General features: G+C 58.3%; 13 protein-coding genes. 3 read left to right on the forward strand and 10 right to left on the reverse strand.

The features are described 5' to 3' along the window. The first annotated feature begins 57 nt into the window (after nucleotides 1–57). The 3 genes from ACFSW5_RS24650 to ACFSW5_RS24660 all read left to right on the forward strand — a co-directional run bounded on the left by ACFSW5_RS24650 (nucleotide 58) and on the right by ACFSW5_RS24660 (nucleotide 4037). On the forward strand, nucleotides 58–261 hold the full coding sequence (locus ACFSW5_RS24650; RefSeq protein ID WP_379279451.1) for a hypothetical protein: 204 nt from the start codon (nucleotides 58–60) through the stop codon (nucleotides 259–261). Between the two features lie 210 nt (nucleotides 262–471). Further along, nucleotides 472–2199, forward strand: a complete 1728-nt coding sequence (locus ACFSW5_RS24655; RefSeq protein ID WP_379279455.1) for an ABC transporter ATP-binding protein — start codon at nucleotides 472–474, stop codon at nucleotides 2197–2199. Then, a complete protein-coding gene (locus ACFSW5_RS24660; RefSeq protein ID WP_379279458.1) occupies nucleotides 2196–4037 on the forward strand; it encodes an ABC transporter ATP-binding protein in 1842 nt (613 codons plus the stop codon). Before ACFSW5_RS24655 ends, ACFSW5_RS24660 begins: the two co-directional genes overlap by 4 nt. 733 nt (nucleotides 4038–4770) lie before the next feature. Here the strand turns inward: ACFSW5_RS24660 and ACFSW5_RS24665 are convergent. From ACFSW5_RS24665 to ACFSW5_RS24710, 10 genes are all read right to left on the reverse strand, one after another. Continuing rightward, complete coding sequence (locus ACFSW5_RS24665; protein WP_379279460.1) at nucleotides 4771–5448, reverse strand: serine/threonine protein kinase; 678 nt, start codon at nucleotides 5446–5448, stop codon at nucleotides 4771–4773. 195 nt (nucleotides 5449–5643) lie between these two features. Next, nucleotides 5644–5964, reverse strand: a complete 321-nt coding sequence (locus tag ACFSW5_RS24670; protein ID WP_379279463.1) for a DMT family transporter — start codon at nucleotides 5962–5964, stop codon at nucleotides 5644–5646. Nucleotides 5965–5967: 3 nt separating this feature from the next. Beyond that, a complete protein-coding gene (locus ACFSW5_RS24675) occupies nucleotides 5968–6366 on the reverse strand; it encodes a DMT family transporter (RefSeq protein ID WP_379279466.1) in 399 nt (132 codons plus the stop codon). Further along, nucleotides 6366–6983 (reverse strand): TetR/AcrR family transcriptional regulator, encoded by a 618-nt coding sequence (locus ACFSW5_RS24680; RefSeq protein ID WP_379279468.1) that lies wholly within the window; start codon nucleotides 6981–6983, stop codon nucleotides 6366–6368. Before ACFSW5_RS24680 ends, ACFSW5_RS24675 begins: the two co-directional genes overlap by 1 nt. 247 nt (nucleotides 6984–7230) lie before the next feature. Beyond that, nucleotides 7231–7647 (reverse strand): hypothetical protein, encoded by a 417-nt coding sequence (locus ACFSW5_RS24685; RefSeq protein ID WP_379279470.1) that lies wholly within the window; start codon nucleotides 7645–7647, stop codon nucleotides 7231–7233. A gap of 6 nt (nucleotides 7648–7653) precedes the next feature. Next, complete coding sequence (hisC, locus tag ACFSW5_RS24690; RefSeq protein WP_379279472.1) at nucleotides 7654–8721, reverse strand: histidinol-phosphate transaminase; 1068 nt, start codon at nucleotides 8719–8721, stop codon at nucleotides 7654–7656. Between the two features lie 136 nt (nucleotides 8722–8857). Further along, on the reverse strand, nucleotides 8858–9568 hold the full coding sequence (locus ACFSW5_RS24695; protein ID WP_379279475.1) for a YIP1 family protein: 711 nt from the start codon (nucleotides 9566–9568) through the stop codon (nucleotides 8858–8860). Nucleotides 9569–9628: 60 nt separating this feature from the next. Then, nucleotides 9629–9919, reverse strand: coding sequence for a hypothetical protein (locus tag ACFSW5_RS24700; RefSeq protein WP_379279489.1), 291 nt, complete (start codon nucleotides 9917–9919; stop codon nucleotides 9629–9631). A 14-nt stretch (nucleotides 9920–9933) separates the two neighbouring features. Next, nucleotides 9934–10449, reverse strand: coding sequence for a GNAT family N-acetyltransferase (locus ACFSW5_RS24705; RefSeq protein ID WP_379279492.1), 516 nt, complete (start codon nucleotides 10447–10449; stop codon nucleotides 9934–9936). An 88-nt stretch (nucleotides 10450–10537) separates the two neighbouring features. Further along, nucleotides 10538–11344: an aminoglycoside N(3)-acetyltransferase gene (locus ACFSW5_RS24710; RefSeq protein ID WP_379279495.1), complete on the reverse strand. Its 807-nt coding sequence runs from the start codon at nucleotides 11342–11344 to the stop codon at nucleotides 10538–10540. Nucleotides 11345–11487: the final 143 nt, after the last annotated feature.

Here is an 11487-nt window from a genome sequence, read left to right on the forward strand (position 1 = left end):
ATACAAATAAAACCGGGATGACAAAAACAAACCGTACCGGCAGGAGGCGTGTTGCGCATGGGTCTTTTTAACAGATGGACGGCACTGCGGACAGAAGGAGGCACGAGAGCGGAACTGATCGACCGGCTGGAAGCGCATTTGAAAGCGAATGGATTAAAGGCGAAAATTACGACGGACGGCAATTTGAAGCGGCTGCACGTGCTGCGAAAAAACGAAGAGCGGGCCAAAGAGCTGCTCGAGCAATTCGATAAGGAGCATTAGCTTCGAAAAGCATCCGAATGCGGGAAAAATCGTTTCCCGCGAAACGGATGCTTTTTTACCGTATGAAAACGCATCCACAAATTTCGCCGCGCGTGGTATAATTTGGTCAAAAAAAAGGATGTGAGTAGCTTGGAGGGTAGTACAAGTAGTACAAGTAGTACAAGTAGTACAAGTAGTACAGGTAATTCAGGTAGTTCAGGAAGCACGCTATTGCGCTCGCATTTGTTCAGCCATGCGCCGCTGTACGCGGCCGGCGTGGCGCTTGTCGCCGCGGGCAACGTCGTCAACGCCCTGTTTCCGGGCGTGCTCGGACGGTTCACCGACGATCTGCACCGGAACGGGCTTAGCGCCGGAGCGGTTCAGCAGTACAGCCTTATGCTGCTGGCGATCGGGATCGGCTACGGGGTTCTGTTCGGCGGCGGACAGCTCATTAACCACCGGCTCGGGCGGATGTTCGAATTTAAAGCGCGGCAGAAGCTGTTCGGCCATTTCACCGGGTTAAGCGAGCACTATTTCTCCAAAAACGGCGGCGGGAAGCTGCTGAGTTATTTCATGAACGACGTGACGGCCGTGCGGGAATCGATCGCCAACGGCCTGAATCAAATGACGAACGCCTCCGTGCTGCTCGTCTCGGTCGTCGCCATGATGTCGTTCAGCAGCATCCCGCTTTATCTTGTGGCCGTATGCGTGCTTCCGCTGCTCGCCATACCGCTGCTTGTCGTCTATTTCGGCCCGCGCATCCGCCGCAAGTCGGCCGCCGTGCAAGAAGCGCTCGCCTCGATGACCGCATCCGCCGAGGAGCAGTTCGGCGGCATCCGCGTCACGAAAACGTTCGCGGCCGAGGAAGTGGCGCGCAGCCGTTTCGGAGAAACGGTCGACCGCATCCGCGCCAACCAGCTCAAGCTCGTGCGCTCCTCCTCGCTGTTTCAATCGGCGCTTCCTTTCACGGGAGCGCTGTCTCTTGTCATCGCCATCCTGTACGGCGGATACCTTACGATCCACGGTCAGCTGTCGCTGGGCGGCTTCGTCGCGTTGACGCTTTATCTCCGGATGATTATAAACCCGCTGCAGCAGATCGGTAATATCATTAATATGATTCAGCGGTCGCGGGCGTCGCTCGAAAGGCTGAACGCCTTGCTCGACGTTCAGCCGGACATCCGGGAAGCGGAGGACGCGGTTGTCCTTGCGGAACGGGCGCCCGTCTCCTTAAGCATTCGCGGGCTTACGTTTGCCTATCCGGATTCGGATCACGAAGTGCTGCGCGACATTGATATCGAGCTGCCGGCGGGCCAGACGCTTGGCATCGTAGGCAAGACGGGCAGCGGCAAAACGACGCTCGTCAAGCTGCTGCTCCGCGTGTACGACCCGCCCGCCGGCACGGTCCGGTTGAACGGAATCGACGTCCTCGATCTGACCGTCGAAAGCTTGCGGGAGCGGATCGGCTACGTGCCGCAGGACGGCTTCCTGTTCAGCACGACGATTCGCGACAACATCGCCTTCTTCAACCGCCAGGCGGAGGACGCGGCCGTCGAAGAAGCGGCGAAGCTGGCCGATATCCACGCCAATATCCAGGGCTTCCCCGACCGGTTCCTGACGAAGCTCGGCGAGCGCGGCTTGACGTTGTCCGGCGGACAGCGCCAGCGCACCAGCCTTGCCCGGGGCATCGTCAAGAAAGCGCCGCTGCTCATTCTCGACGACAGCGTCAGTGCGGTCGATACGGTTACCGAATCCCGTATTCTCGCCAATTTGCGCAGCGCGCGCAAAGGAATGACCAACATCGTCATCGCCCACCGCATCAGCGCGGTGCGCCACGCCGACCGGATCATCGTGCTGGAGAACGGGGGCATCGCGGAGTCCGGCACGCATGAGGAGCTGCTCCAGAAGGGCGGCTATTACGCGTCGCTCCACGCCATTCAGGAAGAAGGTGCTCTGGAATGAAGACGATCCGCACGGATGAAAGCAAGAGGAACGACGGCCCCGCGGAGACCGGCAACGTGGACCGCGGCAAGGCGCTGCGCGCTTTGCTCGCGTACGCGAAGCCGCACCGGCGCACGTTTCTGCTCGTTTTTCTTTGTTCGTTTCTCGCCATCTCGGCCGACTTGCTTCAGCCTTATCTCATCAAAATCGCCATCGACGAGAACGTGCTTGCCGGACCGGAGGGCTTCCGGACGCTGGTCTGGATCGGAGGCTCCTTCCTGCTGCTCGCCGTCCTCAGCTTCGTCTTTACCTTCGTGCAGGCGAATTTGCTGCAGCGGGCCGGCCAAGGCATCGTCGCGCAGTTGCGGAAAGATCTGTTCCATCATATATCAAGCCAATCGATGTCGTTCTTCGACCGGCATCCGATCGGCAGCCTCGTCACGAACGAATCGAGCGACACGGAGACGATCAGCCAGTTTTTTACCCAGGTGTTGGTCAGCCTTGTACGCGACGGCTTGATGCTCGTTCTGGTCGTCTGCTTTATGTTCTCGCTCGACGCCACGCTCGCGTCGTATTGCCTGCTGCTGTTTCCGGTCATATTCGGCATCTCGATCGCGTTCCGCAAGCTGCTCCGCTCCTCCTACCAGCGGGCGCGGGCGCAGCTGTCCCGGCTCATCGCCTTTACGGCGGAAAACTTGTCGGGCATGAGCCTCATTCAAGCCTTTCATCAGGAAAAGGAGCAGACGCGCCAATTCACGGAGCGCAACGCACAATATTTAAAAGAAAATTTGCGCGAGGTGCGGGCGACCGTCTCGTTTAACCGGACCTTCGACATGCTCGGCAGCATCTCCGTCGCATTGGTCGTCTGGCTGGGCGGAATGGCGGTGCTTGGCCGAAAGCTCGACTTCGGGATTCTGTACGCCTTCATCAACTATATCCGGCTGTTCTTCCAGCCTATCAACGCAATTACGCAGCAGTGGAACACGCTGCAGTCGACGCTTGTTTCCGCGGAGCGGCTGTGGCGGATATTCTCCGTGCAGCCCGCCGTCCGCGACCCGCAGCCGGAGGAAGCGAAAGAGCTGGATCCCGACCGCGTTCAGGGCAAAGTCGACTTCAACCGGATCCGGTTCTCTTACGTCGACGACCTCGAGGTGCTGCACGGGCTGGACCTGCATATTAAACCGGGGGAATTTATAGGCATCGTCGGCACGACCGGGGCGGGCAAAAGCTCGCTTGTCAATCTGCTGACCCGCTTCTACGACGTCAACAAAGGCAGCGTCGAAATCGACGGCGTCGATATCCGCAAGCTGCCGCTCGATTCGCTGCACCATATCGTCGGCCTCGTCCAGCAGGAGCCGTTCCTCTATTCGGGCACGATACTGGACAACGTGCGCCTGTTCCGCGAGGATGTGCCGCGCGAGGACGTCATCCGGGCCTGCAAGCTGGTCGGCGCGCACCCGATGATTCAGCGGCTGAAAAGCGGCTACGACGCGAAGCTGTCCGAGCGCGGCTCCGGGCTGTCGGCCGGAGAGCGGCAGCTGATCGCGTTTGCGCGGATATTGATTTTCCAGCCGAAAATCTTGATCCTGGACGAAGCGACCGCGCATCTCGACTCCCATTCGGAGCAGATGATCCAGCGGGCGCTGAACTATGTCTCGCAAGGCCGGACGACGATCGTCATCGCCCACCGGCTGTCGACCATCCAGCACGCCGACCGGATCATCGTGATGCAGGGCGGCGTTATCGCCGAGGAAGGGCCGCACGACGTCCTGATGAAGCGCGGCGGTTATTACGCCGAGCTGCACCGGCAATCGCGCGGCATCGCCGCCGCGGCCGGCGGAGCCGCCGGCGGCAGCTAGCGCGGCGCGCCAGGGGGCCTGCGCCGCCGACACGGTGCGGCGTAGCGCCGCATGGCGCGTACCATGCGGCGTGGCGCGTGCTGTGCGCCCGGGGCGCGGTGCTGTGCGCCCGGGGCGCGGTGCTGTGCGCCCGGGGCGAGGGCTGTTGGTGCGCGGCAGCGCTTGACGCGGAGCGCCCGGGGCGTGGCGCGACGAGCGCGGTAGACAGCTTGAAAGCGGCGAGCTCAAAGTTCCAATCAATTTAACTGCGATTATGCAGTTAAAATTTTTTAAAAAGCTGCGATCCATCTCTTTAAATGCAAATCTACATTTACCGTATTATCTAACGGCCCATATAACCGGAATCGACGAATATTACCTGTACTATTGCAGCTAAACATGCTTAAAACGTAAAAATGATCGAAACTAGATGTAATTTTACATTTAATCTGATGTGCCTCCAGGATTTAGAACGCGAACCATGAGCAAGAGCCGGTCGGTAACCGTCACGCGGCGCTCGCAGCGCATACGGGCATAACACGCGAAGCTTTATCCGCCCGTACGTCAACAACCTATATCGAGGTTGTTGATCCCTTCGGAATTTTATAAATTCCGATTATGAGATCAAAAAACCGGCGCCCCCGTCGAAGGCCGATGGGATGCGCCGGTTTATTTTTCGCCGCTAAAGCTACTCGTTAAGAACTTGCTAATGCTCCGTTCGAGCGGATCCAGCCCACGCTTAGGGCATGCCGTTTCAGGACGACCTGCCGTCCAGCGCCGCTTGGCGGATCCAGCGGTAGCCTTTGCGCACGCCGTTCATGACCCATTCCGGCACCGGAAACGGACGGTTGCCCATAAACGGGACATAGATTCGCTCGTACGCCCGCTTCAAGTCGTCCCACATCATGCAGGGCTCCGTTTTCAGAAAATCGGATACGTCCACCACCAGCCCCTTACCGCCGGAAACCATGACGTTTTTGCCGTGAACGTCGTGCGGATGCAGCCCTCTGCCTCGGGCGTAATCGAGCGCCTCGTCGATATCCTCGATGACGCTCTCCGGAATCGGTTCTCCGTCGAGCATGCATTGATACATCGTCTTGCCCCGCAGCCGCTTCAAGACGAGATACCGAAGCCCTTCCTTCTCGCCTGCGGCGTAACAAGCCGAATAGGCGGGGTGCCGTCCCAGCCTCCCGTACACTTCGCGTTCGTCTTCCCAGCCTCCCCGCCCAGGGGCATAGACTTTGATGACCAGCTCGCTATAATCCCGGTGCGTAAACACGGCGGCATAATTGCCCGCACCAAGCAATTGAAAGCCTTCCGGCGCTTCCAATACTCGAACGGGGTCGCCCGGGTCGATGCTGACCAGATCAAGCGCGGGCAGCAGATGCCGTTCCGCCAGTTGTACAAAGCTGCCGATTGTCGTTTCGTCCATAGCCGTCCCGCCTCCCAGCTCTCTTCATTGATGCATTCATTGTAATGCTAGAGATGTCCGCATGTAAACGGCTGCCGCCGCTTCGAGAAGGTCCATTATTTGGAACGGTCGGGACGATATGCCCGTTGGCCGCATTGGAACAGGGAGAGCCGGAGCAAAGATGCAAGGATTTAAAACCGGACCGCCAAGCAGCCGCTATACGCCGCTTACGACCTTCAAGCCGATGACGCCGACGATGATCATCGCCACGAAGATAAGCTTGCGCCAATCCTTCGACTCTTTGAAGAAAAACATTCCCAGCAGCACGCTGCCGATCGAACCGATCCCCGTCCAAATGCCGTAGGCGGTGCTGATCGGAATGTCGCGGATGGCGAGCGACAAGCAATAGAAGCTGACGAAGCCGGACGCCACCGCTCCAGCCGTCCCTTTCCAGCGGCGAAAGCCGTCGGAAAGCTTCATCGAGGTGACGAAGCCGACTTCGCCCAAGCCCGATAATACTAAGAACAGCCACGCCATCGTTTACGCCCCCTTTCCGTTCGCCGCGCCGGCACGGGCGGACTTCGCCGCTTCAGTCCCGCCGCTCTGTTTCTCTGAGTCATCATGTCCGGCCACAAGCTTCAGCCCGATGATGCCTACGATCAATAGAAAGGTGAAGAACAACCGCCAGAACTCCGCCGGTTCATCCAATAAGATCATGCCCGCGATGACGGTGCCGACCGTCCCCATGCCGGTAAACATCGCGTAAGCTACGCCGATTTCCAGCACCTGCATCGATTTGGCGAACAACGCAAAGCTTGCAATAAGCAAAATAACGGTCGCCGCGCTCGGTCCAAGCTTCGTGAACCCTTCCGAATATTTCAGCCCGAACGTCCAGCCGACCTCAAGCGCACCCGCCAATAAAAGATAAATCCAAGCCATTATTCAATCTGTCCTTTCCCTTTGTCTGTCGCAAACAGCTGCAAGATAGCGTTCCATACTTCTTTCTTTCGGCTGTTCAACAGCTCTTCGTCATAGATTTGCCTCTCCACAAGCAGCCCGTCCGACCCCGCATAAAATAAGGCGATCATCTGCTCCTCGGTGTCCGGACGGAAATACCCGAGATCGACGCCTTCGCGGTAGAAGGCTAATAGGATGCCGTTAATTTCGTTTTCATATTGCAAAAATTTCTCCCGCAGCGCCGCGCGCAAGTGCCGGGGCGGAAGCAAAAAGGTCTGCCTCAAAAAAGTTTGGCCCGCCGACAGCTCGTCGCTCTCCACATAATAGTCGAACGCGCCGCGCAGCTTGGCGACGGGTCCCGCCCCGTTCAGCTTGCGCTGCATCGCCTTGAACTTCGCGAGGTCCTCCATGATGACGTCGGCGAACAGCTGCTGAAACAGCTGATCCTTCGATTCGAAATGCGCGTAGATCGACGGGGTCTTAATCCCTACCGCTTTGGCAATATCCGATAACGACGTGCCGTTATAACCCGAATCCAAAAACAACGACAACGCCGCGGCTTTAATCCGGTCCGCTGTCGATGGCGGCTGATCGTTCATCGCCCGATCCCTCCTTTCATACACTGGCCATTTGCACTCCTAACGAACGTTAGTTAGGACGTTCTGTCTATGTTAACCGCCAATCGGCTTATTGTCAAATGCGGAAATCCGCGCCTAATCCCGGCCGACAAGCAATTAAAAAAGCCTATCCCGGCGGATAGACTTATGTTTGTTCATTTTTGGTTTCGCCATCCGACTTATCTTGCTTACGGGCTCCGGATGCTCTTCCGTTCCGTCCTCCGGCTTGCTAACGGTTTCGCTCCAAAGCCCGCACCAGCCCGATCAGCCCGCGAGCCAAAATGCCGAGTACCGCCCCTGCCGCGACGGCCGCCGCATTCCATAGCCAGATATAAATATAAATCGCATCATGCCCCGCCTCCGAGAAGCCGCCGGAGACAAAAGCCAATAGCCGCAAAGCCAGCACCGATAACGGTACCCACAGCACCGGCACGAACACGGGATAATACCAGTATCGGCCGCGAAACCATCCAGCGGCGAGGACGGCGCAGCCGATCGCCAGCAGGAACGCAATCGTCCCGATGCGATCGGCGATTAGCGGGCTGACGGCGGCTCCCGCCGCCGTCAAGCCGCTTGCCGCCGCTCCCGCGGCGGCAAGCAGCAGCACGCGGCAGGTCGCCCGATAATACGATTTACGGCCTTCCATGAACGGCTAGCGGCGGGCCGCCACGATCTCCTGCAAGGCTGTCAGGAATGCGTCCATTTCCTCGTCCGTGCCGATCGACACCCGCAGATGGTTATCGATGCGCGGCTGGTTGAAGTAGCGGACCAGAATGCCTTTTTCGCGGAGCTGCTCGAACAGCGTCTTCGCCGCAATGGCCGGGTGCGAAATAAAGACGAAGTTGGCGCGGGAATCCGTCACCTCGAAGCCCATCTGCCGCAGCTTGTCGCTGGCTGCTTCCCTCGTCAGAATAACGCGCTCCGTCGTCGTGCGGAAATAAACCTCGTCGTCGAAGGATGCGATGGCGGCGGCGAGCGCCACGCGGTCCAGCGTATAGGAGTTGAACGAATTTTTGACGCGGTTCAGGCCTTCGATCAGCTCCTCGCTGCCGATCGCAAAGCCGACGCGGATTCCCGCAAGCGAACGAGATTTCGACAACGTCTGCACGACCAGCGCGTTCGGAAACTCCTTCACCAGCTCGACGGCCGATTGCCCGCCGAAATCGATGTACGCCTCGTCGATCATCACGACATGGTCCGGGTTGCGGGCCAGCAGCCCCCGGAACGCGTCCAGCGGCGCCAGAATCGCCGTCGGGGCGTTCGGATTCGGCAGCACGATCCCGCCGTTCTCGCGGTCGAACAGCTCGAAAGGCACCTCGAAACGCTCGTCCAGCGGAATAAGCTCCGCCTTCAGGCCAAAAAACTCTGCATACACTTTATAAAAGCTGTACGTAATGTCCGGGAACAGAATCGGATCCGCCGGGTCGAAAAATGCGCCGAAAGCAAAGGCCAGCACTTCGTCCGAGCCGTTGCCCACGAATACTTGCTCCGGGCGCACGCCGTAATAATCGGCGATTTTGCGTACAAGGGCGTCGCAGGTCGGGTCGGGATACAAGCGCAAATCCGCGTTCGCGGCCTCCCGTATCGCTTCCAGCACCTTCGGGGAAGGCGGGTACGGGTTTTCGTTCGTGTTCAGCTTAATATATTTTTTATCTTTCGGCTGCTCCCCGGGAACGTACGGGACAAGCGACGCCGCAAGCGGGCTCCAATACTTGCTCATAGTTATCTCCTTTCAGATGGGCGGCTGTATTTCGCTTTATTTTACCACATCCGCTTGTACAAGTTTTGGCGATTCCGATAAAAAAACGACGGACCCTTCGGCAGAATCCGAAGGGTCCGTCCGCGCAATCCGGCCGCTATCCCATGATGCCCGCTATCCCCGCAAAAATGACAATCAAAATGCCGATCGGCACGATCAAAATAAGCAGGAAAAGAACCAAAGCGATAATAAACGCGCCAAGCGATCTCCATGCGGAAAATTCATGCGCTTCGGCAAGCGCCTTGACCAGCACGACCAGCGCCCAAACCGAAACGATCCATTCTACGGCCGAATAGACGGCCAGAAAAGCGCTCAGCCCGCCGCTTGCCGCATATTGAAGAGGCTGTTCATAAAAGACGTACTTTCCAAGCAGCACAACCTTCGGCAGCCACAATATTCCCGTCAGAATGCCCGGAATGCAGGACCCCGCGAGGAGCGCCGTCCTGACATGCTTACTCTCGCCGTAGCCGTCAAGCCACCCGCCGGCTTTGGTCAGCAGATAGCCGAACAAATACATGCCGAGCAATCCGCCGGCGGCCCCGACGACCGCCGAGCCGATGAGCAGACCGCACCAGGATATCCATGAAAATTCGGTTAACGCTCCTTGCGTCGGCCGCGTAATGACGGAAATGACGCCTGCGATAAGGGCAAACGCCAGAATCCGTTCCTCCGAATAAGGCCGGTTTAAATAATACCGCGTCATGGCGCGCGGACGGATCCACAGCTGAAGCCACGGCCAGCGAGGCTTGCCTCCCTGCGGCTCTTCCGGCCCGCCGGACGCGGACACTTGCAGCGCTTTGTCGTTCATCCGATCCTCCTGCCTCCCGCTAACGTCTCCGGCGTTCCAAGGCGCACGGATGATGTATATTTACTTGCCCCGCCTTTTCATACGGGTATATAGGCTTTTGCATGCAATAAACAATAGCGCGCCGGCCGCGAACGCCGTCAGCGGCTGCATTGCCGCGCCCAAGATGGAAGAAGGCTCCGCAATGAGCCCGAACGAGGTTTTATGCTCCAAATAATCGACCGCCTCGTATGCATTGACGATATCGGGTACGTATGCCGCCGTCATATACATGCCGTATGCGGCCTGCAAGGCAATTTGCAGCACCACTGCGGCGATGCCGGCAAGCGCGGCTTGCAGCAACGTTTTTTTCAAGGAGTTCCCTCCTACTACTCTACTCTTCTCCCAAGGATCACAAGATCGCGCTCGACTCCGTCGAGCTCCGCCACGCGCGGCAGATGCGCCCATCGCTCGAACCCGTGCTTGGCGAGCAGCTTCAGGCTTGGCTCGTTATGCCCGAACACGAAGCCGAGCAGCGTACGGACGCCGATTCGAGGGCTTTCCTCGATCGCCTTGCGGATCAGGATGCCGCCAAGGCCTTGTCCGCGGTACGCTTCGTCGATATAGATGCTAAGCTCCGCCGTCGCGTTATACGCGGGCCGGCCGTAAAACGATTGGAAGCTAAGCCAAGCGATAATCGTTCCGGCTCCGTCCTTCATGACCCACAGCGGCCGGAAATCCGGCGAATGTTCATGGAACCAGCGCTCGCGGCTGGCGACGGTTACCGGCTCAAGATCGGCCGTCACCATTCTTCCGGCAACGGTCGAGTTATATATCGCGACGATGGACGGCAGATCGTCAAGCTGCGCATCGGCAATGGTGTATGCAAAGTCTGCTTTTGACATCGAATTTCGGTCTCCTTTATACGGTACGGCTAGTGTGGTTTGTTCACCATTATACCGTACAGGCCGGGAGAATAGCTCGCTTTTTACGCTATCCTTTCCGGTTTCCCTCCAGCCACTTGACCGCGTAATCGACAATCGCCCGCTGCGGAATAAGAAGCGATTCCGCGTCCCCGATTTTGCCCCGCGTCACGAGCCCCGCCTCCTTCTCGAACTGCTCGCCGAGACGCTCGAAATCGTCCGAGTCGTATTCGAGCTCCGTATAGCTTAGCCAGCAGCTCCCGCCGTCCTTCCGGATCGGCGACCTGGCGGTCATCTCCCGTTTCCCCGCATAATTCGCCCGGACCTCCGCCAAATGCAGCGACGTATTGTTGGCGTTGCCGACGCCGAGAAGCAGCACCCGTCCGTCCAGCTCGTACACGCGCGCAAGCGGCGATTGCTCGCCCATGCTGTAATCGTAGCTTTGCTCCGCGGTTATCCGCTCGGCATGTTTGCCCCAAGCGGCAAAGGACTGCATCGGGTGCCGGCTTCGCATCACGCCGTCCTGCTTGCGGAAGCATTCCGGTATCACCCCCATCATCCGGGTCGGCGTCAACGACGGGTCGTAAGGCGGCATCTGCTCGCGGATTTCGTCCCACCACGCCGGATTGACCGGCGGATTGCGCCATCCGGCCGGATCGCACAAGTCGCTCGAATGCGTCGGCATGACGAGCGTCCCTTCCGGACCAAGCGCCTGCTCCAGCGCCAGGATGACGGCTGCCGGACCGCCCAGCACCCAGCTGCCGAGCGACTTGAAGGATGAATGTACAATTAAAGTCATGCCGGGGCTGACGCCAAGCCGGCGCAAATCTTCGGCTAATGTATCGACGGTCATCAGCCTTCCTTGTATCTCTTGCATAAATAATTCCTCTCAGTATGAAAATTTTCCAAAGATAACCTGAGTATAGCATGAAATTTAACTTCTATCGAAGCCTTTCAAAGCAGCCGAGACCGCTTTTAGTGAAAGTTTTTTAAGCCGAACAGCCAGCCGCAGGCACAAAA

It is taken from the genome of Paenibacillus thailandensis (genome assembly GCF_042685365.1).
GTDB classification, from domain to species: domain Bacteria; phylum Bacillota; class Bacilli; order Paenibacillales; family Paenibacillaceae; genus Paenibacillus_AP; species Paenibacillus_AP thailandensis.